Source organism: Agromyces sp. Marseille-Q5079, from assembly GCF_051016555.1.
Taxonomy (GTDB): domain Bacteria; phylum Actinomycetota; class Actinomycetes; order Actinomycetales; family Microbacteriaceae; genus Agromyces.
This window is the reverse complement of record NZ_JBPEJF010000001.1, coordinates 509,787-534,660: the sequence shown is the minus strand read 5'-3', so window position 1 is coordinate 534,660 and position 24,874 is coordinate 509,787. Positions and strand designations below refer to the sequence as shown.

Below are 24,874 nucleotides of genomic sequence, written 5' to 3'. Positions count from 1 at the left end.
TAGCGTTGCAATAAGCAACAGGAGGGCGAGACCATGGATGCCGAAGACCACTCGCGCGACGCCGACACCGCCGCGATCCTCCGCGACCTCATCGTCATCAGCCGCCGAGGCGTCGCCGACGCCCGGGTCGCCGACCTGAGCCTCAGCATGACCGACCAGTCGATCCTCGGGTACATCGTCGACAACCCCGGCTGCCGCTCGGTCGACATCGCGCAGGAGTACCGCCTCAACCGCTCCACGGTCTCGCGCCAGCTCGCCGGCCTCACGGCGCTCGGCGTCGTGCGCGAGGTCCCGGATGCCGCGGGCCGCGGCCGCCCGCTCGAACTCACCGAGGCGGGGTGGGCCCTCTACGACGAGGCCATCGACGTCCTCCAGGGCGTCGTGAGCCGCCAGCTCGACGGCTGGACCGATGCCCAGATCTCACGCTTCGCTCGCGACCTGCAGCGATTCAACGTCGGACGCACGGACGAGACCCGCCCGCGGCATCCGCTCGAGGCCCCCGACGGGCCTCACGACGGCGCCGCACCCGGCGCAGACAACGCCCCACGAGGGACGAAACGAAAGAAGGAACAGCAATGACCATCGCGAACGTGACCGTGCTCGGCACCGGAGTGCTCGGCTCGCAGATCGCCTACCAGACCGCGTTCAGCGGCTTCGACGTCGTCGCCTACGACATCAGCGACGACGCGCTCGAGGCCGCGAGGCAGCGCTTCGCCGGACTCGCCGACACCTACGTGAAGGAGGGCGTCGCGGGTGCAGCCGATGGCGCACAGGCCGCGCTCGGCCGCGTCACGTTCTCGGCCGACCTCGCCGCGGCCGTCGCGAACGCCGACCTCGTCATCGAGGCGATCCCCGAGCAGCTCGCGCTGAAGCAGTCGACCTACGAGAAGCTTGCCGCCCTCGCGCCCGAGCGCACGATCTTCGCCACGAACTCCTCGACCCTGCTGCCGAGCGACCTCGCGCCGTTCACCGGCCGCGCCGACCGCTTCCTCGCCCTGCACTTCGCCAACCGCGTGTGGGCGCACAACACGGCCGAGGTCATGGGCACGGATGCCACGAGCCCCGACGTCTACGCGACCGTCGTCGACTTCGCGAGCTCGATCGGCATGGTCCCGATCGCGATCAAGAAGGAGAAGGCCGGCTACCTGCTGAACTCGCTGCTCGTGCCGTTCCTCTCCGCCGCGGGCGAGCTGCTCGTCGACGGCATCGCCGAGCCCGACGCCATCGACAAGACCTGGCGCATCGGCACCGGCGCGCCCATGGGCCCGTTCCAGATCTACGACATCGTGGGCCTCACGACGGCGTACAACATCTCCAAGGCCGGCGGCCCGAAGCAGCAGGCCTTCGCCGACCTCATCAAGGAGCGCTACATCGACCAGGGCAAGCTCGGCGTCGCCACCGGCGAGGGCTTCTACACCTACCCGAAGGCCTGATCCGCGCGACGGGCCGTGCGCCCGCTGGAGCAGACGACGGATGCCGCGACGAGACGCCTCGCCGCGGCATCCGCCGTTTTGGGGGAGCTACACCCAGCCGCGCCGCACCGCCTCCGCGCCCAGCTGGATGCGCGTCGCGACATCCGCCGTCTCCATCAACTCGGCGACCCGGCGCTGCACGGTGCGCACCGAGATGCCGAGCTGCGCCCCTGCGGCGCCGTCGGTGAGGCCGAGCAGGAGGAGCTTCAGCAGGTCGCCGTCGATGGCGTCGTGGCCGGCCGGGAGGTCGTCCGTCGAGAGGAAGTCCGTCGCGACTGCCCACGATTCCTCGAACGCGGCGATGGCGAGATCGAGCAGCCCGCTCGGATGCACCAGCAGCGCTCCGCTCGCCCGCCCGTCTCCGCGCGAATGCATGGGGAGCAGCGCCATCTGATCGTCCGCGATGATCATGCGGGTGGGCAACCTCGGGAGCACGCGAACCTGTTCGCCCCGCTCGGCGACCGCCCGCGCCTCGGCGATGAATCCCGATCGCTCGAGCGCGCCGTTCTCGGCCACGATCCGATACCGGACTCCGCGGGCGAGAGCGCGATCCTCCTCCTCGTTCTCGGTGAAGTCGGTGAAGGCGACATCACTGAGGACGAACCCGCGCACCTGCTCGGTCGCGGCGGCCTGCAACTGCCCGAAGCGCTGCCGTACCGCGTCGGCGCCGATCACGACATCGACGACATCGGGAGCCTCACGACGGCCGGCGCCCTCGCGGTAGAGCTCGCTCAGCTCGAGGAGCGCCTCGTGCGCGGCCGTCAACCGACGCTCGCGTTCGAGCAGCTTCGGACGCAGGGCGAGCGCGGGCGGCGAGGCGACGACGCGCTCGTGAGCCGAAGCCTGTCGCGCGAGCAGGCCCAACCCCTCGAGCTCGTCGATGATGCGACGCGCATTGGCGGGCGTGCACCCGACTGAACGGGCGACCTCGTCGACGCTCGCGGAGGGGACGCCGAGGATCGATCGATAGACGGCGGCGTGTTCGCCGGCGAGGCCCACCGCGTCGAGCACGTGGGCCATGCTGCTCTGCTCTGCTCGAGCGTCGTCGTGGCGGATCACGGACATGGCATCTCTCCGCCATCACTCTAGCGATCGCGATGTGCGAGCGTGCAAGCACCCCGTTTCCATCCGCGAGAGGTCATCCATGCCATCAAGCATCAATCCGTCCGCCTGGAGCCGGCACCGGCTTCGAGTGGCGGCCGCAGTCGGCGGTGTCGCGATCGGCGTCGCCGGCATCGGCGTCGCACTGCCCGCATCCGCCGAGCCCGACGCAGCCGACGGGACGCAGGTCTCGACTTCCGTCGACGGGGTGCACACGGTCACCCTGATCACGGGGGATCGCGTGGAGGTCACCGAGTACGCCGACGGTTCGCGGACCGTCGACGTCGAGCCCGCCGACCAGGATGCACCGGTCCAGACGGTCGAGGCGGATGGCGACCTGTACGTGCTCTCTGCGGCGGTTGCGCCGTACCTTGCGGCCGGCAGCCTCGACCTCGACCTCTTCAACGTCACCAAGCTCATCGAGTACGGCTACGACGACGCATCGGTCGACGCGACCCCGCTCATCGTGCAGGCCGACGGGCGCGTTGCCACGCGACGATCCGAGCCGGTGCCGGGTCTCGAGCTCGGCACGCCGCTCGAAAGCATCGGCGGTGCTGCGGCAGGCGCCGCCCACGCCGATGCGGCAGACACGTGGGCCGCATTGACCGCGACCTCCGCGACAGCCCGATCCGGTGCGGGCGGCGCTTTCCGCGGCGGCATCACCGCGATCCACCTCGACGGCAAGGTGGAGGCAAGCCTCGACTCGAGCGTTCCCTACATCGGGGCGCCCGAAGCGTGGGCCGAGGGGTATACGGGCGACGGGGTGACCGTCGCGGTCCTCGACACCGGGTACGACGACACCCACCCCGACCTCGCGGGCGCCGTACTGCCCGAGTCGACGAGCTTCGTGCCGGGCGAAGAGGTCGCCGCCGACCCGAACGGCCACGGCACCCATGTGGCCTCCACGATCGCCGGAACCGGCGCGGCCAGCGGGGGCAAGAACCGGGGCGTGGCCGACGGCGCAGACCTGCTCATCGGCAAGGTGCTCGCCGCGAACGGCTACGGCCAGGACTCGTGGATCATCGACGCGATGGAGTGGGCGGCGCCCCGCGCCGACATCGTCTCGATGAGTCTCGGCACCGACGTGCCTGACGACGGCACGGATCCGATGGCGCTCGCACTGGACGAGCTCGCCGCCGAAACCGGCACGCTGTTCGTCGTGGCCGCGGGCAACGCCTACGACCCCGAGACGATCGGTGCCCCCGCGTCGGCCGCGCGGGCGCTCACGGTGGGCTCGGTGATCGACCCGACCGGCGAGATCTCGCCGTTCTCGAGTGAGGGCCCGCTGGCGGGCTCGGGCGCGCTGAAGCCCGAGATCGCCGGTCCCGGCTCGAACATCACGGCCGCGAAGTCGGCCGACCGTGCGGGCACCGGCCCGTACCTGACGATGAGCGGCACGTCCATGGCGACGCCGCACGTCGCCGGTGCCGCCGCCGTGCTGAAACAGCGGCATCCCGAGTACACCGGCGACCAACTGCGCGCCGCGCTCATGAGCACCGCGAACGATGTGGGGCTCAGCTCGTACTCGGTCGGTTCGGGCACCGTCGACGTCGGTGCTGCGATCGACTCGACCGTCGTGGCATCCGGTTCAGGCGACTTCGGCATGCTGTCGTGGGGTGAGGACCCCGAGCCGGTCTCGCGCACCATCGACTACACCAACCGGAGCGGCAGCGAGGTCGTGCTCGACCTGGCGGCCACGCTGCGCGACACGACCCCGGGCGGCGCTGGAGGCGACGCCGCCGACGCCGTGCTCAGCGCCGATACGACGCAGCTGACCGTGCCGGCCGGCGAGCAGCGGTCGGTGACCCTGACCGTCGACCCGGTGCTCGTGCCGACGGGTGCCCAACTGTCGGGGGCGCTCGTCGCGTCCATCGCCGGGCAGCCCGTCGCCCGCACCGCACTCGGCGTCATCGCCGAGTCGGAGCGCTACGACCTCACCGTCACGGCGACCGACTTCGAAGGTGCACCGCTCGATACCCCGGCTTGGCTGTGGGATGTCGCGAACCGCGGCTTCACCGTCCTGGCCGTCGGCGGCGAGACGACGGTGAGACTGCCCGCGGGCGACTACGCGGTCATGTCGTTCATGCAGATCGACCGCGAGGCGGACGCTCGGGCGATCGTGCTCGCCGGCGACCCCGACATCGAGCTCGACAGCGACCAGACCGTCGCGCTCGATGCCCGTGCGGCCGAGCCGGTCGCCGTCGACGTGGGTGAGGACGGGCTTGCACCCGCGCTCCGACGAATGGACTTCGCCCTCGACGGCTGGCGCGGCACCTCGCTCACCCCGGCCGCAGTCGACGACATCTACGCGCAGCCGATGGATGCCCCGGGGCTCGATCTGTTCGAATTCACGACGCGTTGGCGACTCATACACGATCCGCTCAGCCTCACGGTCGGCAGGCAGTCGCTCGATCCGATCATCGAGAATGGCTCGGCCCGCCTCGACGGTCGTCTGAAGGCCGATCTCGTCGACGCGGGCACCGGCACGGTCGACGAGTTCGCGGAGCTCGAGGTGGAGGGCAAGGTCGCGGTGGTGACGCGGTCGTCGTCGGTGAGCGCGGTCGAACGGGCGAGGAATGCGCTCGCCGCCGGCGCCGCGATGCTCCTGGTCGTGAACGACGCAGACGGGGAGTTTCCCGAAGGCCTCGGCAGCGTGACCGAACCGGTCGTCGGTCTGGCGGTCGCGAACCTCAGCGGCGTCGAAGGGCGCGCCCTGCTCGAGACCATCGCCTCAGATCGGACGAAAATCGTCGCCAGTGGGGTCGCCGATTCGCCCGAGATCTGGGACGTCGTGCGGTTCAGCGACGGCTCCGTGCCGAGCGATCTCACCTACCGTCCGCGCGGCCTCGCGAAGATCGAGACGACATACCACGGCGATCGGAGCTCGATCAGCGAGTTCCGGTACGACTTCCTCTCCAGTGCCACGAGCGTGAGCGCATTCGCACTCGCGTCGCACCGCGGTCTGGAGCGCACCGAGTGGGTGAGCACGGAGGACGTGCGGTGGTTGCAGGACGTCACCGAGACGAAGTCCGGTTGGAACATCCGCGACGTGGTCCGTACGTTCGAGCCGGACGAGGACGCCGAGACCGGGTACTTCGGCCCGATCGTTCGGCCCTACGTCGGCCAGGGGTACTCCGGTCCCGTCCGGCAGCGCAGCGTGTTGCAGATCAATCTGCCGGCCTGGGCGGACAGCGGCAGCCCCGAGCACACCGGCGGCGGTCTCAGCACCGCGACCGGCTCGGGCCGCACCCAGCACACCGACGTCTACGTCGGCGAGCTGCTCGCTGCCTCCACGAATGGCCAGAGCGCCAGGGTGAGCGGCCTGCCCGAGGCGGAGGCCCGACTGCGCGTGGTCAACACCACGACGAGCGACGGCGCGCTCTTCCCCTGGACGAGCTCGACCCGCACCGAGTGGGGCTTCCCGACCAGTGGCGCCGCCACGGATGCATCCGTCAGGTTCGTGCCGATGCTGCAGGCGACGTATGACGTCGATGTCGATGTGGCCGGACTCGTCGGCGTGGGGCGCACGAAGGGGAAGGAGGTGCCGTTCCGGTTCGAGGTGGGGCATCTCGCGGGCGCATCGAACAGCGCGCCTGTCGAAACCGCCTCACTCGAGATGCGCCTGGCTGGGGGCGAGTGGGCGCCGGTCGCCGTGAAGGCCGGAACGGCCGACACCTCCGGCCCGGGTGCCGCGCCGTCGAGCACGTTCGCCACCGGGCGCGCCTATGTCGCCGGGTACTCGGCACGACTGACCGTGCCCGACGCGGGCGCCTGGGTCGATCTGCGCGTGACCGCCGCGGACGCCGCGGGCAACACGTACAGCCAGGAGATCACGAAGGCGTTCGAGGTCGCGCCGGCGCGAGGCGCGAAGCACTGATTCACCTGCGATGAACGGGGGCTCGGCGCGGATGCGACGGGTCCCCGTCCTCGGTCCCGGATGCCGCGGCGCTCAGTCGAGCGGCAGCTCGTCGCCGGGCGAGTCGCCCGCCGCGGCGATGCCGCGACGGCGGCGCCTCGCCCGCGGCTCCTCGAGGCCGATGTGCACGCGCGTGCGCCGGCGCTCGACGACGATGAACGTCGCGCCGAGCACCCAGAGCGGCACCTGCGTGAGGAACGCGATGCGGAACGCCTCGAGCGTGTACGTGTCGGGCGTGCCGGCGCCCTGGGCGTCCATCGCGAGGCCGATGAAGAGGATGGCGAGGAGCGCCGCGAGGAACCCGCCGACGTTCACGATGCCGGTCGCCGTGCTGAGCCGGTGCGCGGGGTTGAAGGTGCGTGCGTGGTCGAAGCCGATCATCGAGGCGGGGCCGCCCGTGCTCATCGCGAATACGAGCACGAACAGCAGCCAGAGCGGCGCCGGGCCGGGCCAGGCGATGACGATCAGCCAGACGAGGGCCTGCAGGCCGATGATCGGCAGCACGAGCATGCGCGAGCGGCGCTGCGGGTGCCGGCTCGAGAGCGCGCCGATCACGGGCCCCGAGAGGATGCCGAACACGACGTAGACGCTGAACACCAGCGAGGCGACGGGCGGGGTGAGTCCCTCGCCGACGGTGAGGAACGGGAAGCCCCAGAGCAGCATGAACGCCGTGCCCGAGAACGGCGTCGTGAAGTGCGACCAGAACGCGAGCCGGGTCGCAGGGTGCGCCCACGACTGCCGGAAGCCCTCGCGGAAGTCGATCGAGGAGCGCACCACCTGGATCGCGCCCGTCTCGGTGTCGACCGAGACGTCCTCCGCCCGGTCGGGCGGGCGGTTGCGGATCACCGCGAACGTCAGGATCGTGAAGAGCACGCCGAGGCCGGCGAGGCTGCCGAACGCGATCGTCCAGGACGTCGCGTGCAGCAGCGCCGCGAGCGGGAAGATCGCGGCGAGCTGCCCGACCTGCCCGAGGATGCCGGTCATCTGCACGAGGAAGGGCGCCTGCCTGGCCGGGAACCACACCGCGACCACGCGCAGCACGCTCGGGAAGACGGCCGCGTCGCCCGCGCCGAGCAGCATGCGCGCGACGATCGCCCAGCCGACGTCGGGGGCGAACGCGAGCACCGCCTGCCCGATCGCCATGAGCGCCATGCCCGCGGTGATGACCGGTCGCGCGCCGAACCGGTCGAGCAGCACGCCGACCGGGATCTGCATGCCGCCGTACACGGCGAGCTGGATCACGGCGAACATCGACAGCGTCGAGGCATCCGCGTCGAATCGCACGGCCGCATCGACGCCGACGGCCGAGAGCGAGGTGCGGTTCGTGATCGAGAGCACGTAGGCGGCGACGCCGACACCCCAGATGAGCCAGAGGCGCCACGGCGGAACCGAGGGGTTCGCGGATGCCGCGGGCGTGGGAATGCTCACCACTCCATCTTCACCCCTCGGGAAGACGTGCGAGTGCGCGGTGGCTGCGAGGTATGCGCGGAATGGGCTACGCTGGGGGCATACCGTCCAGTCGGTATGCCACGGGCTCCCCGCGGCATCCGCACGACCGCGAACTCGAGGGAGAGACGCGTGCAGAGGTTCGATTCGAGCGTAGCGCTCATCACCGGCGGCAGCAGGGGCATCGGCCTCGCGATCGCGAAGCGCCTGGTCGACGAGGGCGCCCATGTCGTGATCACCGGCCGCTCGCAGGAGTCGCTCGACGCCGCCGTCGCCGAGCTCGGCCTCGACGCTGCGACCGGCCGGCCCCGCGCCACCGGCATCGCCGGCAAGGCCGATGACCCCGAGCACCGCGCCGCCGTCTTCGCGCACATCGCCGCGCATCACGGCCGACTCGACCACCTCGTGAACAACGCCGGCATCAACCCCGCGTACGGGCCCGCGCTCGAGATCGAGGCATCCGCGATCCGCAAGATCCTCGAGGTCAACGTCGTCGCCGCACTCGAGTGGACCCGCGACGCCGTCGCCGCCGGACTCAGCCGGTCGATCGTGAACCTCTCCTCGATCTCCGGTGTCTCCGCGGCGCCGGGCATCGCGTTCTACGGCGTCTCCAAGGCCGCGCTCATCAACCTCACGATCCAGCTCGCGCACGAGCTCGCGCCCGGCATCCGCGTGAACGCCGTGGCCCCGGCCGTCGTGAAGACCGCGTTCGCCCGGGCGCTCTACGAGGGCCGCGAGGCCGAGGTGGCTGCCGAGTACCCGCTGCAGCGACTCGGCGTGCCCGACGACGTGGCCGGCCCGGTCGCGTTCCTGCTCTCCGAGGACGCCGCGTGGATCACGGGGCAGACGATCCTCATCGACGGCGGCGCGAGCCTGCGGCCGAATGGCTGAGGCCGACTCGACGACGCCCGCGCCGCGACATCCGCCACCGACATCCGCCACACCGACATCCGCCGACTTCCCGAACCCGACACAGAGACGAGAACCACATGAAGGAGACCAGCGTCGCCGACGACGTGATGCGAGCGGCCGTCGAGCTGTTCGCCGCGAACGGGTACGCGAACACGAGCGTGCAGCAGGTCGTGGAGGCGGCCGGCGTCACCAAGGGCGCGATGTACCACTACTTCCAGTCGAAGGACGACCTGCTCTTCGGCATCTACGACCGCATGCTCTCGCTGCAGAAGGAGCACCTCGATGCGATCATCGAGCGCGGCGGCGCGGTCTCCAAGGTGCTGCGCGCGGTCTGCGTCGACGTGATCGAGACGTCGATCGACTTCCTGCCCGAGGGCACCGTGTTCTTCCGCAGCATGCACATGCTGACGGCGCCGAGGCAGTCCGAGGTCACGAGGCGTCGCCGCGAGTACCACGACGAGTTCGCGGCGCTCATCGAGCAGGGCCAGAACGAGGGGCTCTACCGCAGCGACATCCCGCGCCCCGTGCTCATCGCCAACTTCTTCGCCGACGTGCACTACCTCTCGCACTGGTATTCGCCCGAGGGCCCCGAGGGCAAGACGCTGCTCGCCGAGCAGCTGACCGACCTGTTCCTCACGGGCATCGACGCGCGCGCCGCGAAGGGCGACGGGCGATGACCGAGCGGATGCCGCAGCCGGACGCCGAAGCGACCGCCGCGCCGCTCGGCTCCCTGCCCGAGACCATGCGCGCGTGGCGCGTCGTGCGCCACGGCGAGCCCGCCGAGGTGCTCGAACTGCACGACGTTCCGGTGCCGCAGCCCGGCACGGGCGAGCTGCTGCTGCGCACCGGCGCGGTCGCCGTGAACTTCCCCGACGTGCTGCTCTGCCGCGGCGAGTACCAGGTGCGCCCTGAGCTGCCGTTCGTGCCGGGCATCGAGCTCGTGGGCGAGGTCGTGGCCGTCGGCGACGGGGTCGCGTCGTCGGCCGAGGTCGCCGGGGTGCGACCGTTCGAGCCCGGCGATCGGGTCGTCGCGTCGCACATCGGCGTGCTGTCCGAGTACGCGATCGTCAAGGCGGATGCCGCGCACCTCGCGCCCGCCTCGCTCGACGACGTGCAGGCGGCCGGCCTCGTCATCGCGTACCAGACGGCGTGGTTCGGCCTGCATCGGCGGGCCGCGCTGCAGCCCGGCGAGACGCTGCTCGTGCACGCCGCCGCAGGGGGCGTCGGCACCGCGGCCGTGCAGCTCGGCGTCGCGGCCGGTGCCCGCGTGATCGCGGTCGTCGGATCCGCTGCGAAGGCCGAGACCGCCCGCGCCGCCGGCGCCGAGACGGTCATCGTCCGCGCCGAGACCGAGGACTTCGCGTCCGTGGTCAACGAGCTCACGAACGGGCGCGGCGCCGACGTGGTGTTCGATCCGGTCGGCGGCGACGCGTTCACGCGCACGACGAAGTGCATCGCGTTCGAGGGCCGCATCGTCGTGGTCGGCTTCGCGAGCGGCGAGATCCCGCCCGTGCGCGCGAACCACGCGCTCGTGAAGAACTACTCGGTGCTCGGCCTGCACTGGGCGCTCTACCAGCAGATCCGTCCCGAGCTCGTGCGCGAGGCGCATGACGAGCTCGTGCGTCTCGCGGATGCCGGGGCGATCTCGCCGGTCGCGGGCGGCGTCGTGGAGTTCTCCGATGCGCCCTCGGCGATCCAGGAGCTCGCCGGCGGGCAGACGGTCGGGAGGCTCGTCGTGCGGGTCGCAGGGTCCGCGGATGCCGCGGCGCGCGCGAGTGCGGGCGCCGAATCCTCGGCGACGGCGACGGCGACAGCGGGCGCGGCATGAGCGGGGTGCCGGGCGCCGACCTCGGCGGGCGGGTCGCGCTCGTCACGGGCGGTGCGCGCGGACTCGGCGCGGCCTACGTGCGCGCCCTGCACGCGGCAGGCGCCAGGGTGGTCGCCGCCGACCTGCTCGACGACGAGGGGCAGGCGCTCGCCGCGGAGCTCGGCGAGCGGGCGAGGTTCGTGCACCTGGACGTGACCGACGAGGCGTCGTGGGCGGCCGCCGTCGAGGCGACGCTCGACGCGTTCGGCACCGTCGACGTGCTCGTGAACAACGCCGGCATCGCGAACGCCGCGCCCATCGAGCACCTCACGCTCGCGAAGTGGGACGCCGTCATCGCGGTGAATCTCACGGGCGTGTTCCTCGGATGCCGCGCGGTCGTGCCCGCGATGAAGGCGCAGGGTTCGGGGTCGATCATCAACATCTCGTCAGTGGAGGGCATGCGCGGCTCGCCCGGACTGCACGGCTACACGGCGTCGAAGTTCGGCGTGCGCGGACTCAGCCAGTCGCTCGCGGTCGAGCTCGGGGCGTTCGGCATCCGCGTCAACTCGGTGCATCCGGGGCTCATCCTCACCGACATGACGACGCGCATCGATCCGTCGAAGCTCGACATCCCGCTCGGCAGGCCGGCCGTGCCCGACGAGGTCGCCGGCACGATCGTGTTCCTCGCGAGCGACGCGTCGTCGTTCACGAGCGGCGCGGAGTTCGTCGTCGACGGCGGCATGATCGCGGGCATCCCGCACCACTGAGCGCGTGCACACGTCAGGACTCCGCGCCACGTTGCGCCGCGCTGCCGCGCCTCCAGTCCTGGTCGCGCGGACGCAAATGGTCGCCCTCGACCACTGATGGCGACCATTCGCGTCCGCGCTGGGTTGAGTACTGGGCGTGGGTAAAGGTCGGGCGTTCGCGAGGCGTCGACTCGCGCCATCCGGATGCAGCGCGGGCTACGCGCTCAGCGTCGGGAAGGTCCAGCTGCCGTCGGCGATCTCGGCGCGCGGGCGGTAGAGCCGCACGAGGTAGTTCCAACCCTCGGTGATCGGGATCGCGTTCGGCACGTCGGCCGGGTAGTCGCCGAAGCGCACGGTCGTGGAGCCGTCGGCATTGCGCACGCCGGTGATGTTGTTCACCGTGTAGGCGCCGCGCGCGTTGGGCTCGAAGAAGCCCTTCGCGTTGTACACCGAGATCGACCAGAAGCCGTCGACCGGAACGTCCGCGACGGTGAGTTCGTAGGTGCCGACCGGCAGCCTCGGATCGACGCCGAGGTACGCGGCCTCGTTGCTCGGGAGACCGCCCCAGCCCGCGGCGGTGCCGATGAGGTGGCGCACCGGGTCGACCTCGTCCTTCGAACCGAAGGTGCGGTCGAAGCCCGTGAGGTTGCGAGCGAGGGCGAGCAGCGCGTCGCGGGTCTCGTCGAGTGACGCGGTGTCGTAGTCGGGGGACTCGAACGGGGTCGCGTCGGCGCCGGTGACGAGCGAGATGCCGTCCTGGATGGCGGCGACGGCGGCGATGTCGGCCGGGTCCGCGGGGTCGACGAGCGTGCGCACGGCGACCGCGACGTACGGCGTGCCGAAGCGCTCGGCGGTGATCTCGTACTCGCCCGGGTCATGGAAGACGGCGTCGATGTAGTGGTCCTCGTTCACGACCATCGCCGAGAGGTAGCGATCGCCGGCATCGGGGAGGGTCAGGGTCGCACCCGCCGTGGCGTCGATCACCGCGAAGCTGTAGAGCGTGTCGCGGTTCATGCGGATCACGGCCTGCTCCTCGACCGATGCCGGCTCGCGGTTGTGCAGGAACCGACCGACGCCGCCGGCATTGTGCTGCAGGTCGTGGAACATGCGGTCGGTCTCGGCGCGGGCGAAGTTGTCGACGTTCACGTGGATGCTCACCTGCCGATCGTCGCACGCGACCTCGCGGGCGAGGCCGAGGCGGCGGTCCCGGCGCGTCGAGTCCGGGTGCGCAAATCGGGCATACCGTCTGGTCGGTATCTGTTGTACAGTGACCTTGCAACCGACACGAAGAGGTGCCGATGAACCACACGCCCGGCGGCGTGGAGCAGGCCTCCACCGCCGCATCCGATGCACCATCCGTTCCCGAACCGCGACTGCGGGTCGACCAGCTGACCGTGCGATTCGGCGGCCTCACCGCGCTCGATGCCGTCTCGTTCGAGGTCGGCCCCGGCGAGGTCGTCGCGCTCATCGGCCCCAACGGCGCCGGCAAGACGACGGTGTTCAATGCCGTGTGCGGGCTCGTGCGGCGCGCCGCCGGCGACATCCGCATCGATGACGCACCGGCGCCGACCCGGTCGACCGAACTGGTCGGTCGCGGCGTTGCTCGCACGCTGCAGGGCCTCGGCCTCTTCGACTCGATGACCGCGCTCGAGAACGTGCTCGTGCCGCTCGAGGCGCGATCCGGCGCAGGCGCACGCGCGGGCGGCCGTGGCGACGACGCCGAGGAGCGGGCGAGCGGATGCCTCGAGCAGCTCGGCATCGCCCACCTGGCCTCCGTGCCGGTGGCCGCCCTGCCCTACCCCGAACGCAAGCGCGTCGCGCTCGCGCGGGCCCTCGTCACCGATCCCGACCTGCTGCTCCTCGACGAGCCGGCCGGCGGACTCGGCGAGGAGGACATCGACGCGCTCGCCGACGTCGTGCGCGAGGTCGCGGCATCCGGGTGCTCGGTGCTCCTCGTCGAGCACCACGTCGACTTCGTCATGGGCGTCGCCGACCGCATCGTCGTGCTCGACTTCGGCCGCGTCATCGCCTGCGGCACCCCCGACGAGGTGCGTGCCGACCCCCGCGTCGAAGAGGCGTACCTCGGGATCGAGCCCGCCGCATGAGCGCGCAACCGCAGACATCCGGCCGCACGACCCGTGACGCCCGCAGCGCCCTCCGCGCGGCGGAGCGCACCGGCGCCGAGCTGCACCTCGACGGCCTGACCGCCGGCTACGGCGGCGCCCCCGTGCTGCGCGGGGTCGACGTGCGGGTGCCGGCCGGCACCATCGTCGCCCTGCTGGGCGCGAACGGGGCGGGCAAGACCACGCTGCTGCGCACAGTGTCGGGGCTCATGCCCGCGGCATCCGGTCGGATCGTGTTCGACGGCGTCGACCTCGCGGATGTCTCGGTCGAGGACCGCGCACGTGCCGGGCTCGCGCAGGTGCCCGAGGGGCGCAGCGTCGTCGCCGAGCTCACGGTCGACGAGAACCTGCGACTCGGCGGGCTGCAGCGCTTCCGCGGGCGACGGCTCACGGCGGCGGTCGACGGCATCTACGAGATGTTCGAGCCGCTCGCACGCCGTCGTCGGGCCGCCGGGCACCAGCTCTCGGGCGGCGAGCGGCAGATGCTCGCGCTCGGGCGCGCCATCATCGCCGAGCCGCGCGTGCTGCTGCTCGACGAGCCGTCGCTCGGGCTCGCGCCCCGAGTGGTCGCCCAGATCATGGCCGTGCTGCGCACGCTCCGCGACGAACGCGGCCTCACCGTGCTGCTCGCCGAGCAGAACGTGACGAGCGCGCTCGCCGTCGCCGACCACGGGGTCGTGCTGAACCTCGGCGAGGTCGTCGCCGATCGGCCGGCCGTAGACCTCCGCACCGACTCCGCCCTCCGCCACGCCTACCTGGGATTCTGATGGACCGCCTCCTCTTCCTCCTCGCCACCGGCCTCGCGCGCGGCGCGATCTTCGCCCTGTTCGCCCTCGCCCTCGTGCTCATCTGGCGTGCGGCCAGGGTCGTGAACTTCGCCCAGGGCGCGATGGCCGTGGTCGCCACCTACGTCGCCTTCGCCGTGACCGGCCTCACGGGCTCGTACTGGATCGGCCTCGCGAGCGCGCTCGTCGCGGGCGGGCTCATGGGCCTCGTCGTCGAGCGCGGGGTCATGCGCTTCGCCACGCACGCGTCGCCGCTCTCGGGCGTCATCATCGCGATCGGCGTGGTCATGGTGCTGCAGTCGGCGCTCGGCATCGCGTTCGGCCCGAACTCGCGCCCGATGGAGGCGCCGTTCCCCGAGACGCCCATCGTGATCGGCGGCGTGCCCGTGCTCTCGCCGTACGACCTGTTCGTGCTGATCGTCGCGATCGGACTCATGGGCGTGCTCGCGCTGCTCTTCACCCGCACGTCGCTCGGCCTGCAGTTGCGCGCCTCGGCGTTCGCCCCCGAGGTGTCGCGCCTGCTCGGCGTGCGCGTGGCGCGCATGGTCACGGCCGGCTGGGTGCTCGCGTCGGCCGTCGGCGCGCTCGCGGCGCTGCTGCTCGTGCCCACCGAACTCGGCCTCAGCCCGCACTCGGCCGACATGCTCTTCGTCTCGGCGTTCACGGTCGCCGTGGTCGGCGGGCTCGACTCGCCGCCCGGCGCCCTCGTCGGCGGGCTCGCCGTCGGCGTGCTCATCAGCCTGGTGACCGGCTACCTGGGCGCGACCGTGGCGCCGATCGCGGTGCTGGTGCTGCTCGTCGCCGTGCTGCTCGTGCGGCCAGGCGGGCTCTTCGCGGCGACCGAGGCGAGGACCGCATGAGCGCCGGCACGCAGACGCCCCGAACCGTCGGGCCGCTGACCGCGAGCATCCGCGCGAGCGGGAGCGCGGGTGCGCACGACCGACGCCCGACCGCCCGCCTGCTCGTCACCGCCCTCGCGCTCACGGTCGTCGCGATCGGCGCCACGTTCCTCCTCGACCCCTACCGCAACTACCAGTTCGCGCTCATCGCGGCGACGTTCTGCGCGACCGCCGGGCTGACGCTGCTCATCGGCCTCACGGGGCAGCTCTCACTCGGGCACGCTGCGCTCATGGCCGCCGGCGGGTACGGCTATGCGTTGACGGCGAACGCCCTGACCGAGGCGGGCGTCGACGGCCTGCCGCGCTTCGTGCTCGCGCTCGCCGGCGCGGTCGCGGCATCCGCCCTGCTCGGGTTGCTCCTCGGCCTCGCCGCCGCGCGGCTGAAGGGCCCGTACCTCTCGGGCGTGACGCTCGTGCTCGTCATCGCGCTGCCGGCGTTCACCGCCGTGTTCTCTGGCGTGTTCCGCGGCGACCAGGGCGTGCAGATCGCCTACGACGGCGTGCCCGAGCTGCTGCGCACGATCATCGCGGTCGAGCAGTGGCAGGCGTGGGTGGCGATCCTCGTGGCGGCCGTGTTCGTCACCTGGCTCGCGGCGCTCCGCAACGGCAGCGCCGGCCTCCGCATGCGCGCCGTGCGCGACGACGAGACCGCCGCCCGGCTCCAGGGCGTGCGCGCCGGCCGCGTGAAGGTGCTCGCCTTCACCGCGAGCTCGATCACCGCGGGCGCGGGCGGAGCCGTGCTCTGCTTCGTCACCCAATCGGTCAGCCCCGGTGCATACACGCTCGCGTTCTCGCTGCTGCTCGTCGTCGCCGTCGTGATCGGCGGTCTCGGAAGCCTGCTCGGCGCATTCCTCGGCTCGATCGTGATCGTGCTGCTGCCCTGGCTCATCCAGACCGCGACCGGCGCCCTCGACCTCTCGGCGGATGCCGCGCAGCGCCTCACGGGCAACCTGCCCGTGCTCGTGTTCGGCGTGCTGCTCATCGTCGTGACGGCGGCGTGGCCCGGCGGCATCCGCGGGGCGCTGCCGAAGCGGCTGTGGCCGAGGCGGATGCCGCGGCGCAGCGCGTCGGGCTCGCGGTCCTCCTCCCCGGCCGAGCCCGCGCCCGAGCCCGCGACTGCGGCAGCCGCCCCGCAACCCGCGCCCGCGGCATCCGCCCCCGAACCTCGCACCAGCTCCGCAGCAGCACCCATCCCCACCACAACAGAGAGGTGACCACCATGTCCCATGCACGGCCCCGATCCGCACCACGCCGCACCGTCGCGGCGGTGGCCGCGGCATCCGCCCTGCTCGTCGCGATGAGCGCGTGCAGCACCCCGAGCGCCGGGAGCGACCCGGCCGAAGCCGCGCCCGGCGTCACCGACGACACCGTGACGATCGGCACCCACCAGCCGCTCACCGGCCCGGCCGCGGCCGGGTACTCGTCGATCTCCGCCGCCACGACGGCGTACTTCGCGTACCTCAACGAGAACGGCGGCGTGAACGGCCGCGAGATCGAGTACCTCGTGAAGGACGACGGCTACAACCCCGCGAACACGCAGACCGTCGTGCGCGAGCTCGTGCAGGACGACGAGGTCTTCGCGATCCTGAACGGCCTCGGCACGCCGACGCACACGTCGGTGCTCGACTACCTCAACCAGAACGAGGTGCCCGACCTGTTCGTGGCCTCGGGCTCGACCAGCTGGAACCAGCCCGAGGAGTACCCGTGGACCTTCGGGTTCAACGCCGACTACGTCACCGAGGCCGAGGCGCTCGCGCAGTACGCCGACGACGAGTTCGCGGGCAAGTCCGTTTGCGTGCTCGGGCAGGACGACGACTTCGGCGACGAGTTCATCGAGGGCCTCGAGAACGTGCTCGGCGAGGGGTCGCTCGCGAGCGTGCAGCGTTACTCGGTTTCGAACCAGGACGTCGTCGCGCAGATCGGCGCCATGCAGGCCGCCGGCTGCGAGGTGAACATGCTCGCCACGGTCAACGGCTTCACGGCGCTCGCCATCGGCACGGCCGCGAAGCTCGGGTACCAGGCGCAGTGGATGTCGTCGTCGTCGGGCGGCGACTACGTGACGCTCGCCGGCTTCCTCGGTGACGCGGCGACGCTGCTCCTCGAGGGCTTCGTCACCACGAACTACCTGCCCTACGCGCCCGGCAACGAGTGGGACGACCTGTTCCGCCAGATCAACGACGAGTACAACGACGGCGCCCCGTTCGACGGCAACACCGTGTTCGGGATGTCGGTCGGCTACCTCTTCGCCGAGGCCCTCGCCAAGGCGGGCGACGAGCCGACCCGGCAGGGCATCGTCGACGCGATCCAGTCGGGCGACCTCGTCGGCAACGGCCTCGTGCCGCTCTCGTTCGGCGCCGACAGCCACGCCGCCTACAAGGGCGTCTCGATCACCACGGTGGCCGACGGCGTGCAGGACTTCATCGGCGTGACCTACGTCAGCGACGGATCCGGCGGCGTCGAGCCCTATGACGGCGACGCGGTGCCGCTCGAGAACGACGGCGTCCCCACGTCGTAATCGAGCGCACACGGCGGATGCCCCGGACCCACGAGGTCCGGGGCATCCGTCGTTCCGTCAGGCGATGGCGAGAAGGAGCAGCGCGGCGGTGCTGGCGGCGGTTCGCACATGGTTCCACCTGTTCCATCGCCGCTCGAAGCGGTCGCGTGCCTCCTTCCGCTGTTGCGCGTCGCCGATCGGCGCAGCGTCGAGCTGGTTGTTCAGCGGCACGTTGACGAACGCCGTCACCGCGAAGGAGAACAGGCCGAGCACGAGACCCGCCACGAGGCATGCCAGCGTGCCCTGACGTGCAGCGCCGAGATGCAACGCCGTGGCTGCACCGGTCGCAATGGGAGCCCCCAGGAACACGAGGAGGAACAGGCGGTTGACGATGCTCCCGTTGATGGCGCGGAACACCGTCACGTACGAAAGGTCGTCGACGCGGCGCAGGCCCGGCACGACCCCGCAGCTGAAGGCGAAGAACACCCCCGCGAGGAGCCCGTTGCCGACGGTCGCGGCGACGAGCACCGCTTCCGGAATCCCATTCATGGTGCGCTCCCTCGTCGATCAGGCGGCGGTGAGGCCGGCGATCGTGACCTCGATGGGTGTGCCGACACGTGCGACGCGATCCCCGCGGGGCGCCAGCAGTCCCTCCTCGTCGGCGCGGTAGAGCTCGGCGAGGCTCTCAGCCACGTGAGGACGGAAGCCGGCCTCGATCAGCGCGGGTACCCATGCGTCTTCGGGCAGCACGACGACCTCGAGCTCGCGGCCCAGTGCCGCTCCGAGGACCCCGGCGACCTCTCGTTCGGAATACGCGGGCCCGCTCACGTCGATCGAGGTGCTCGCGGCATCCGGTGACAACAGCGCTCGCGCGGCCGTCGCACCGAGATCGCTCGTCGCGATCATCGGAAGCGGGATGTCGGCCGACGCGGCGAAGACTGGATAGACCCCGGCCCGCGCGGCCTCGATGAGGTCGCCGACCTTCTCCTGGAAGTGCCCCGACCGGAGCGCGGTCAGCACGGTGCCCGTTGCCTGCAGCGCCTGTTCCATTCGGTGCATGCCCGCGATGGGACCGGTGCCGTCGGGAAGGTCGGCCCCGCCGGCGGAGAGCATGACGACGTGCGGGATTCCGCTGTCGGCGACCGCGCCGGCGACCGAGGTCGTGACCGCGTCCGCGTAGGCGTCGAGGTCGTCGACCGTGAGATCGAACGGCAGGAGGACGAAGAGGCCGTCGCACCCGGTGATCGCGTCGCGCAGGCCCGCCCGATCACCGAGATCGACGACACGGGCCTCCGCGCCCTGCCGGGTCCATTCCTCGACGCGGTCACGGTCTCGAACGAGAACCCGCACGTCCGCTCCCTCCGCAAGCAGGTGACGTGCCGTTGCCGATCCCACCCGTCCTGTCGCTCCAGCCACTGCATACATGTCTCGCTCCTTTGTTGGTGTTGTCTCCTGATCCGACGCTATGCAGGCCCGGCCGGCGGAACAATGCTGGTCTGTCCGCATTTCTTGTCCATTCGTCCAATCAGACAAGACGCTCGAGCATCATCTGCGGCACGATGGAGCCATGGATGCAACACCATGGGACGGCCGAGACCGCGTGGCCAGGGTTCTGCAGACGCTGCGCATGCGCGGGGTCTTCTACTGCCGGTCCGAGCTCACCGAGCCGTGGGGGCTGGAGATGCCGGCGATCGCCGGCTCGGTGAGCTTCCACGTGCCGACGGTCGGATCGTGCTGGCTCCGCGTCGACGGACGCGAACCCGTCGAGCTGCGTGCCGGCGATCTCGCACTCGTGCCGCACGGCCTCGGGCACGAGATCATGAGCTCCCCGGAGATCCGGTCGTCAGCGAGGGTCGACCTGCTCCCGCAGCACTTCGTGGGGCCGCACTACTCGATCCTCCAGCACGGCGGCGGCGGGAGGGCGACGCAGCTGATCTGCGGGGTCGTCGCCTTCGACGACCTCGCCGCCCAAGAGCTCGTGCGTGGCCTGCCGAGCGTGCTGACCGTGCGCGGCGATGAGACCGTGATGGCGGCGTCGGTTCGGGACACGCTTCGCCTGATGGCTGACGAGCTGACCCGCGCGCAGCCCGGCGCGGAGGCCGTCGCCACGCGGCTCTCCGACATCCTCGTCGTGCAGGCCATCCGCGCCTGGCTCGCGCACGACCCGTCCGCGCGCGACGGCTGGCTGCTGGCCTTGCAGGACGATCGGATCGGCAGCGCCCTCGAGGCGATCCACGCGAACCCCGGCGGCGACTGGAACCTCGAGCAGCTCGCCCGCACCGCCACGATGTCGAGGTCGGCGTTCAGCGCACGCTTCACCGGCATCGTGGGCGAGGCGCCCATGGCCTACGTCACACGCTGGCGCATGAACCTCGCGGCAGGCCGTCTGCGCGATGACCGCGCCACCGTCGCACAGGTCGCCGCCGAGGTCGGCTACCAGTCCGAGGCCAGCTTCACCCGCGCGTTCGCCCGCACCATCGGAACGACGCCGGGCGCGGCGCGCCGTCAGGCGCTGTCGGTGCCGGACGGCGGCTGAGGCCCGGATCACCCAGCGGGCTCGGTGTCAGTGACGGCGAGTGCATTGGCGACCGCTGCAGCGACTGCCTCCGGATCGGTGAGCATGGGCAGGTGTCCGTCGTCGAGTCGGATGGTCTGGTGGGGGTCGAGCCTGGCGGCGAAGCGGTCCTGCAGCGCGAGCGGGAGCTCCGCGTCGCCGGCGGTCAAGACGTAGGTCCTCACGGGCGCCGCACGGAGTGCCGCGTTGGAGCCGACGCGCGACGTGAAGTAGGTTCGCGGCTCCGGGACGAGATCTTCGACGAGTCGCCGCGTGAGCCCCTCGTCGACACCCGTCGCCAGGCCCTTCCGGATCGCGGCTTCGGGCGGGCGGGTGCCGGCCACTCGCATCACGGCGGGCAGGATCAGCTTCTGCGGGAACGGCAGCGAGGACACGAACGATCCGCCGGACTCCGGGATCACCGCGGCGACGGCGACGACGCCGACCATCCGGTTCGGTGGCGCGAGGCGCGCGAGTTCCGATGCGACGACGCCGCCGGCCGAATGCGCGACGACGAGGAACGGCCCGTCCGGCAGCGAGTCCAACGCGGCCTGCGCGTACTCGGACACGGTCGCGCTGCCCCCGGCCGGTCGGGGAGCGATGAACGACGGGGCGTTCAGACGGGCTCGGACGTCGTCCCACAGCCAATCCGGAAGTCCGGCGCCGGGCAGAATCAGTACGGATGCGGTCATAGGAGAAATGCTAGAAAGAGAAGCCGACTAGCAGAGGACGGGGATTCGGAGATGGCGTTCTCGAAATCGACGGACCCGCACCTCACGTTGCGGCGCATCGAACGCCAGCACGCGTTGATCGAGGAACTTCGCCGCCGTCGTGGCGCTCCGCGATCCGCCCGGGCACTCGCCGCCGCGCTGGGCGTGACGGCCCGCACGGTGGAACGGGATGTCGCGCGGATGCGTGAAAGCGGCATCCCCATCCGCGTCCGGCGTGGTCCGGGCGGCGGGTACCTCTTCGATGTCCGATCGAATCTCGACCCGATCGCGCTCGAGCCCGACGAAGTCGCGGCGCTGCTCGTCGCGCTCGTCGCGCTCGGACCCACCGCGACCGAGTCGGCACGCTCGAGCATGCACAAGCTCACGACCGCACTCGTCGACCCGACGCACCCGCTGCCCGGCGACGACCGGCTTCCGAGCCCACCGCCGCTGGGTGAGGCACGGTCGGCGGGGTCGAGATCCTAGGAGACGGCGTCCAGCGCCCGGCACACGTCGAGCAGCAACTCGCTCTGCACCCCGTGCCAGAACGCCGAATCGGGCTCCGGCCAGGTCGAGAGCTTCACGATGACCGAATCCGTCCGCGGATCGAGCCACAGGTTCTGGCCGTGGATGCCGATCGCGCTCACGTTCCCGCGTTCGTTGCCTGTGCACCACCACTGGCTCGTGTACGAACCGTCGGGGAAGGCCGTGGTGAAGCCCTCGTACGTCATCGCCTCGCGGTCGCCGCCGTCGAGGACCGCGCTCACCCACTCCTCCGACACGACCCGGCCGCGTGGGGCGACCCCGCCGTCGAGCAGGAGCCGCCCGACTCGTGCCAGGTCGCGCGCCGTGCACGAGACCCCGCCGTTCGCGAAGCCGAAGCCCGCGGCGTCCACGGTGATGGTCGCGTCGTGATCCGCGTCGAGCTTCGACCAGAGGTGCACCGACAGTGCGTCGCTGTAGCGCAGGCCCGTGACCCGCTCGACGACCCAGGCGAGCACATCGGTGTTCGCCGAGCAGTACTGGAACTCCCCGAGCGAACCGTTGCCGCGGAGCGTCGTGAGGAACGCGTACGTGTCGGCGCCATCACCGGTGCGTCGGTCGCGCCAGCCCGCCGCGCGGTCGTGCGCCTGCACCTCGGCGGCCGGGTTCGTGTAGTCCTCGTCGTAGTCGATGGCGATCTGCATGTCGAGCACGTGCCGGACGCTCGGCCCGTCGTAGACCGAGCCGGCGAGCTCGGGCACGTAGTCGGTCACCGGCCGCTCGGGGTCGATGCGGCCCGCGCCGATGAGCGCGCCGACGACGAGTCCGCAGAGCGACTTCGAGACGCTCATCACCAGGTGGAGGCTGTCGGGAGCGAAGCCCGGCCGGTAGTACTCCGCGAGCACCTCTGCGCCGCGCAGCACGAGGAACGCATCGGTGAAACTCCGCTCGAGTCGCGCCTCCAGTTCGGGCATCGAGTGCGTCAGCGCGTCGAGCCGAACCGTGGCCTCGGCCGGCACGGCGCGCAGGCTGCGGGCGACCGTCGCGGTCGGCACCAGCTCACCGAGGTGCGCGAATGCCCAGCGATTGTCCGGGGCATCCTGCCAGGTGGCCAGACGCGGCCGACCGGCCGCCGCGCCGGGGTATCGGCCGGGGTGGGGGCCGGTCGCGGCATCCGCCTGGATCGAGCCGCCCGCGGCATCACGGCGGCGTGCGGCATCCGCGGCACTCATCGGAGCGTGCTTCGCCCGAGCGAGGTCTTCGAGAGACCGAGGTAGACGCCCGCGGCCACGATCATGCCCGCCGGCACCGAGAGGTCGACGTATCCCATCGCCTCGGAGATCGGACCCGACCAGATGTCGGTCGACAGGCAGAGCGCGGTGGTGAGCCCGCCGATGACGACCGCGCCGATGCCGGGGATGCTCCAGCCGCCCGTGTACCAGAACGGCCCGCCGCGATCCTCGTCGAAGAGCGCGACGCCGTCGTAGCGGTTGCGGCGCACGATGATGTCGGTCGTGAAGATCGCCATCGCAGGGGCCGAGACGATCACGAGGAACTGCAGCATGAGGTTCACCGCGTCGAGCAGGTTCGTCGACATCACCAGGTAGAGGGTGAGGGCCGTGCCGATGAGGCCGACGACGATGGCCGAGGGGATGCGGCGGATCGGCACGCCGACCGCCTGGAGCGCCATGCTGGACGTGTAGGTGGTCATGCCGTTCAGGGCGACGGTGTTCACGATGACCGCGAGGACGAAGATCGGACCGAGCCAGGCGGGCAGCAGGTCGAACAGGGCCGTCTCGACGCCGGCGGCCATCGCTGTCTCGCTGACGGCGGTGGCCAGCAGGGCGCCGACGATCGTGAAGAAGATGCAGGGCAGGGCGCCGCCGAGGGCGGTCGCGGCGATGATGTGCGAGGGCCTCGTCGAGCGCGGCAGGTAGCGCGCGATGTCGGGGCTGTTGGCGTAGGAGAGCGGCGTCGAGGCGAGGATCGTGAAGCCGATCGTCATCGCCGACCAGAGCGCGACGCCGTCGAGCGGTTCGGCCGCGCGGTAGCTCCAGTCGACGTGGGGCAGGATGAACGCGGTCACGGCCAAGAAGACCACGAGCAGCACGATGGTGATCACCGAGTAGCTCCTGATGATGAGCGCATGCCCGTAGACCGCGACGAGCACCGTGATCGCCGAGACGACGACCGTGACGAGCACGGGCCCCAGCACCGGGTCGGTGAGCCCCGACTGGGCGAGCAGGTCGGCCCCCATGAACGAGGAGGCCAGCCAGTTGAGGGCGAGGAAGACCGCCGAGATGAGCCAGCCCGTGAACGTGACCACGAGCTTGTTGCCGATCACGCCGTACAGCGCGCGCGTGATCACCGAGCCGGAGGTTCCGGCGGCGGGACCGGCGATCGCGAGGATGCCCGGGAACACCCACGGCAGCGAGCCGGCGACGATGACGAGGATCGCCTGCCAGAGCTCGAGGCCGAGCAGGATCATCGTCGCGCCGATGGTGAAGTTCAGCACGCTGACGTTGGGTGCGGCCCACACCCAGAACAGGTCGCGGGCCCGGCCGTGCCGGTCGGACGGACTCACCAGCTCGATGCCCCGCGTCTCGGGGCGGCTCGCGGTGTCGACGAAGGCCGGCGACGTTGCCGGGTCGATGCTGGTTGGCACGAGGATCCTCTCGGAGTTCGGGAGCCGGGTGCCGTCGATTCCTCCGAGGCGGCACTTTTATTGGTCGGGCGACCAATTGGCTATTGGTCGCCCATCCAATAACATGAATCGCATGGTGTCAAGTGCTCCGGTCGTGCGCTCGCGAAAGCGACCCAGCGAGCGCCGGGCCGAGATCGTGCGCGAAGCCGCAAGTGTGGCGCTCGCCGATGGGCTCGAGCGCATCACGCTTCGCGCCGTCGCCGAACGACTCGGCGTTCGGCCGGGCCTGATCACCCACTACTTCCCCGCGGCCGAAGACCTCGTCATCGCCGCGTTCGTGCAGGCGGTCGCCGACGAGCGTGACGCGATGGTGCCCGAGCAGGGCGAGCCGCTCGAACGCCTCGCGCGGATGGTGGAGCGCGTGGAGAGCGTCGAGGGTCGCGACATCGCCCGGCTCTGGCTCAATGCGCGTCACCTCTGCCGGTTCACGCCCGCGCTCGCCTCCGCGCTCGTCGAACAGGAGGCGCTCGACCGCGCGCGACTGCTCGAACTCATCGAGGTCGGCGTCGCGACGGGCGAGTTCACCGCAGAACCGTTCGACGCGTGCATCCGGATCTTCATCGCCGTCGACGGCTACGGAGCGTACGTGAACGACGTCGGCGCCTTCGAGCACGACGCCTACACCCGCTTCGTCACCGACGCCGCCGAATGGGCGCTCGGCCTCGATCCCGGGCGGCTCAGGGCCGCCATCGCCGAACTGCACCCGAGCTGACGCGCGGCGC

General features: G+C 71.2%; 23 protein-coding genes. 15 read left to right on the top strand and 8 right to left on the bottom strand.

Features of this window, described 5'->3' with window-relative positions; genetic code table 11:
* Positions 1–33: 33 nt before the first annotated feature.
* Both ACR3IO_RS02510 and ACR3IO_RS02505 read left to right on the top strand, forming a co-directional pair.
* Positions 34–579, top strand: a complete 546-nt coding sequence (locus ACR3IO_RS02510) for a MarR family winged helix-turn-helix transcriptional regulator (RefSeq protein ID WP_434069579.1) — start codon at positions 34–36, stop codon at positions 577–579.
* Positions 576–1,433, top strand: a complete 858-nt coding sequence (locus ACR3IO_RS02505; RefSeq protein ID WP_434069578.1) for a 3-hydroxyacyl-CoA dehydrogenase — start codon at positions 576–578, stop codon at positions 1,431–1,433. The genes ACR3IO_RS02510 and ACR3IO_RS02505 overlap by 4 nt, the downstream gene beginning before the upstream one ends.
* Positions 1,434–1,520: 87 nt before the next feature.
* On the opposite strand, the gene ACR3IO_RS02500 is transcribed toward ACR3IO_RS02505, so the two are convergent.
* The gene (locus ACR3IO_RS02500; RefSeq protein ID WP_434069577.1) at positions 1,521–2,537 is read right to left on the bottom strand and encodes a transcriptional regulator TrmB; all 1,017 of its coding nucleotides are present in this window, start codon (positions 2,535–2,537) and stop codon (positions 1,521–1,523) included.
* A 79-nt stretch (positions 2,538–2,616) separates the two neighbouring features.
* Between ACR3IO_RS02500 and ACR3IO_RS02495 the strand changes: the two genes are divergently transcribed.
* Entirely contained in the window at positions 2,617–6,450 is a 3,834-nt protein-coding gene (locus ACR3IO_RS02495) for a S8 family peptidase (protein WP_434069576.1), read from the top strand.
* A 72-nt stretch (positions 6,451–6,522) separates the two neighbouring features.
* Here the strand turns inward: ACR3IO_RS02495 and ACR3IO_RS02490 are convergent, their stop codons facing one another.
* Positions 6,523–7,911, bottom strand: a complete 1,389-nt coding sequence (locus tag ACR3IO_RS02490) for an MFS transporter (RefSeq protein WP_434069832.1) — start codon at positions 7,909–7,911, stop codon at positions 6,523–6,525.
* Between the two features lie 156 nt (positions 7,912–8,067).
* Between ACR3IO_RS02490 and ACR3IO_RS02485 the strand changes: the two genes are divergently transcribed.
* The 4 genes from ACR3IO_RS02485 to ACR3IO_RS02470 all read left to right on the top strand — a co-directional run bounded on the left by ACR3IO_RS02485 (position 8,068) and on the right by ACR3IO_RS02470 (position 11,421).
* A complete protein-coding gene (locus ACR3IO_RS02485; protein WP_434069575.1) occupies positions 8,068–8,826 on the top strand; it encodes an SDR family oxidoreductase in 759 nt (252 codons plus the stop codon).
* A gap of 98 nt (positions 8,827–8,924) precedes the next feature.
* Entirely contained in the window at positions 8,925–9,524 is a 600-nt protein-coding gene (locus ACR3IO_RS02480) for a TetR/AcrR family transcriptional regulator (protein ID WP_434069574.1), read from the top strand.
* A complete protein-coding gene (locus tag ACR3IO_RS02475; protein ID WP_434069573.1) occupies positions 9,521–10,675 on the top strand; it encodes an NADPH:quinone oxidoreductase family protein in 1,155 nt (384 codons plus the stop codon). Before ACR3IO_RS02480 ends, ACR3IO_RS02475 begins: the two co-directional genes overlap by 4 nt.
* On the top strand, positions 10,672–11,421 hold the full coding sequence (locus tag ACR3IO_RS02470) for a glucose 1-dehydrogenase (protein ID WP_434069572.1): 750 nt from the start codon (positions 10,672–10,674) through the stop codon (positions 11,419–11,421). Before ACR3IO_RS02475 ends, ACR3IO_RS02470 begins: the two co-directional genes overlap by 4 nt.
* Before the next feature lie 195 nt (positions 11,422–11,616).
* Here ACR3IO_RS02470 and ACR3IO_RS02465 read toward each other — a convergent pair whose 3' ends face one another.
* Positions 11,617–12,558, bottom strand: a complete 942-nt coding sequence (locus tag ACR3IO_RS02465) for a DUF1214 domain-containing protein (protein ID WP_434069571.1) — start codon at positions 12,556–12,558, stop codon at positions 11,617–11,619.
* Positions 12,559–12,698: 140 nt separating this feature from the next.
* Here ACR3IO_RS02465 and ACR3IO_RS02460 point away from each other — a divergent pair, with 140 nt between their 5' ends.
* The 5 genes from ACR3IO_RS02460 to ACR3IO_RS02440 are packed head-to-tail and all read left to right on the top strand — an operon-like array spanning position 12,699 to position 17,722.
* Positions 12,699–13,505, top strand: a complete 807-nt coding sequence (locus tag ACR3IO_RS02460) for an ABC transporter ATP-binding protein (RefSeq protein WP_434069570.1) — start codon at positions 12,699–12,701, stop codon at positions 13,503–13,505.
* On the top strand, positions 13,502–14,290 hold the full coding sequence (locus tag ACR3IO_RS02455) for an ABC transporter ATP-binding protein (RefSeq protein WP_434069569.1): 789 nt from the start codon (positions 13,502–13,504) through the stop codon (positions 14,288–14,290). Before ACR3IO_RS02460 ends, ACR3IO_RS02455 begins: the two co-directional genes overlap by 4 nt.
* A complete protein-coding gene (locus ACR3IO_RS02450; protein WP_434069568.1) occupies positions 14,290–15,168 on the top strand; it encodes a branched-chain amino acid ABC transporter permease in 879 nt (292 codons plus the stop codon). The genes ACR3IO_RS02455 and ACR3IO_RS02450 overlap by 1 nt, the downstream gene beginning before the upstream one ends.
* Positions 15,165–16,421, top strand: a complete 1,257-nt coding sequence (locus ACR3IO_RS02445) for a branched-chain amino acid ABC transporter permease (RefSeq protein ID WP_434069567.1) — start codon at positions 15,165–15,167, stop codon at positions 16,419–16,421. The genes ACR3IO_RS02450 and ACR3IO_RS02445 overlap by 4 nt, the downstream gene beginning before the upstream one ends.
* 5 nt (positions 16,422–16,426) lie before the next feature.
* Positions 16,427–17,722 (top strand): ABC transporter substrate-binding protein, encoded by a 1,296-nt coding sequence (locus ACR3IO_RS02440; RefSeq protein ID WP_434069566.1) that lies wholly within the window; start codon positions 16,427–16,429, stop codon positions 17,720–17,722.
* Between the two features lie 57 nt (positions 17,723–17,779).
* On the opposite strand, the gene ACR3IO_RS02435 is transcribed toward ACR3IO_RS02440, so the two are convergent.
* The gene (locus ACR3IO_RS02435; protein ID WP_434069565.1) at positions 17,780–18,229 is read right to left on the bottom strand and encodes a DUF1772 domain-containing protein; all 450 of its coding nucleotides are present in this window, start codon (positions 18,227–18,229) and stop codon (positions 17,780–17,782) included.
* A 39-nt stretch (positions 18,230–18,268) separates the two neighbouring features.
* A complete protein-coding gene (locus tag ACR3IO_RS02430) occupies positions 18,269–19,126 on the bottom strand; it encodes an NAD(P)H-binding protein (protein WP_434069564.1) in 858 nt (285 codons plus the stop codon).
* Positions 19,127–19,268: 142 nt separating this feature from the next.
* On the opposite strand from ACR3IO_RS02430, the gene ACR3IO_RS02425 reads away from it, so the two are divergent.
* Positions 19,269–20,237, top strand: a complete 969-nt coding sequence (locus ACR3IO_RS02425; protein WP_434069563.1) for an AraC family transcriptional regulator — start codon at positions 19,269–19,271, stop codon at positions 20,235–20,237.
* Positions 20,238–20,245: 8 nt separating this feature from the next.
* Here ACR3IO_RS02425 and ACR3IO_RS02420 read toward each other — a convergent pair whose 3' ends face one another.
* A complete protein-coding gene (locus ACR3IO_RS02420) occupies positions 20,246–20,947 on the bottom strand; it encodes an alpha/beta hydrolase (protein ID WP_434069562.1) in 702 nt (233 codons plus the stop codon).
* A 51-nt stretch (positions 20,948–20,998) separates the two neighbouring features.
* Between ACR3IO_RS02420 and ACR3IO_RS02415 the strand changes: the two genes are divergently transcribed.
* Positions 20,999–21,451, top strand: a complete 453-nt coding sequence (locus tag ACR3IO_RS02415; RefSeq protein WP_434069561.1) for an HTH domain-containing protein — start codon at positions 20,999–21,001, stop codon at positions 21,449–21,451.
* Here ACR3IO_RS02415 and ACR3IO_RS02410 read toward each other — a convergent pair.
* The gene (locus tag ACR3IO_RS02410; protein ID WP_434069560.1) at positions 21,448–22,680 is read right to left on the bottom strand and encodes a serine hydrolase domain-containing protein; all 1,233 of its coding nucleotides are present in this window, start codon (positions 22,678–22,680) and stop codon (positions 21,448–21,450) included. The genes ACR3IO_RS02415 and ACR3IO_RS02410 overlap by 4 nt on opposite strands.
* Positions 22,677–24,113 (bottom strand): purine-cytosine permease family protein, encoded by a 1,437-nt coding sequence (locus ACR3IO_RS02405; protein WP_434069559.1) that lies wholly within the window; start codon positions 24,111–24,113, stop codon positions 22,677–22,679. The genes ACR3IO_RS02410 and ACR3IO_RS02405 overlap by 4 nt, the downstream gene beginning before the upstream one ends.
* 112 nt (positions 24,114–24,225) lie before the next feature.
* Here ACR3IO_RS02405 and ACR3IO_RS02400 point away from each other — a divergent pair, with 112 nt between their 5' ends.
* A complete protein-coding gene (locus ACR3IO_RS02400) occupies positions 24,226–24,864 on the top strand; it encodes a TetR/AcrR family transcriptional regulator (protein ID WP_434069558.1) in 639 nt (212 codons plus the stop codon).
* Positions 24,865–24,874: the final 10 nt, after the last annotated feature.

Bases quoted from the DNA above. Each gene is read 5' to 3' on its own strand.
- ACR3IO_RS02510 (WP_434069579.1), top strand. From the start codon at position 34: ATGGATGCCGAAGACCACTCGCGCGACGCCGACACCGCCGCGATCCTC.
- ACR3IO_RS02505 (WP_434069578.1), top strand. From the start codon at position 576: ATGACCATCGCGAACGTGACCGTGCTCGGCACCGGAGTGCTCGGCTCG.
- ACR3IO_RS02500 (WP_434069577.1), bottom strand. From the start codon at position 2,537: ATGTCCGTGATCCGCCACGACGACGCTCGAGCAGAGCAGAGCAGCATG.
- ACR3IO_RS02495 (WP_434069576.1), top strand. From the start codon at position 2,617: ATGCCATCAAGCATCAATCCGTCCGCCTGGAGCCGGCACCGGCTTCGA.
- ACR3IO_RS02480 (WP_434069574.1), top strand. From the start codon at position 8,925: ATGAAGGAGACCAGCGTCGCCGACGACGTGATGCGAGCGGCCGTCGAG.
- ACR3IO_RS02475 (WP_434069573.1), top strand. From the start codon at position 9,521: ATGACCGAGCGGATGCCGCAGCCGGACGCCGAAGCGACCGCCGCGCCG.
- ACR3IO_RS02470 (WP_434069572.1), top strand. From the start codon at position 10,672: ATGAGCGGGGTGCCGGGCGCCGACCTCGGCGGGCGGGTCGCGCTCGTC.
- ACR3IO_RS02460 (WP_434069570.1), top strand. From the start codon at position 12,699: ATGAACCACACGCCCGGCGGCGTGGAGCAGGCCTCCACCGCCGCATCC.
- ACR3IO_RS02455 (WP_434069569.1), top strand. From the start codon at position 13,502: ATGAGCGCGCAACCGCAGACATCCGGCCGCACGACCCGTGACGCCCGC.
- ACR3IO_RS02450 (WP_434069568.1), top strand. From the start codon at position 14,290: ATGGACCGCCTCCTCTTCCTCCTCGCCACCGGCCTCGCGCGCGGCGCG.
- ACR3IO_RS02445 (WP_434069567.1), top strand. From the start codon at position 15,165: ATGAGCGCCGGCACGCAGACGCCCCGAACCGTCGGGCCGCTGACCGCG.
- ACR3IO_RS02440 (WP_434069566.1), top strand. From the start codon at position 16,427: ATGTCCCATGCACGGCCCCGATCCGCACCACGCCGCACCGTCGCGGCG.
- ACR3IO_RS02430 (WP_434069564.1), bottom strand. From the start codon at position 19,126: ATGTATGCAGTGGCTGGAGCGACAGGACGGGTGGGATCGGCAACGGCA.
- ACR3IO_RS02425 (WP_434069563.1), top strand. From the start codon at position 19,269: ATGGATGCAACACCATGGGACGGCCGAGACCGCGTGGCCAGGGTTCTG.
- ACR3IO_RS02420 (WP_434069562.1), bottom strand. From the start codon at position 20,947: ATGACCGCATCCGTACTGATTCTGCCCGGCGCCGGACTTCCGGATTGG.
- ACR3IO_RS02415 (WP_434069561.1), top strand. From the start codon at position 20,999: ATGGCGTTCTCGAAATCGACGGACCCGCACCTCACGTTGCGGCGCATC.
- ACR3IO_RS02410 (WP_434069560.1), bottom strand. From the start codon at position 22,680: ATGAGTGCCGCGGATGCCGCACGCCGCCGTGATGCCGCGGGCGGCTCG.
- ACR3IO_RS02400 (WP_434069558.1), top strand. From the start codon at position 24,226: ATGGTGTCAAGTGCTCCGGTCGTGCGCTCGCGAAAGCGACCCAGCGAG.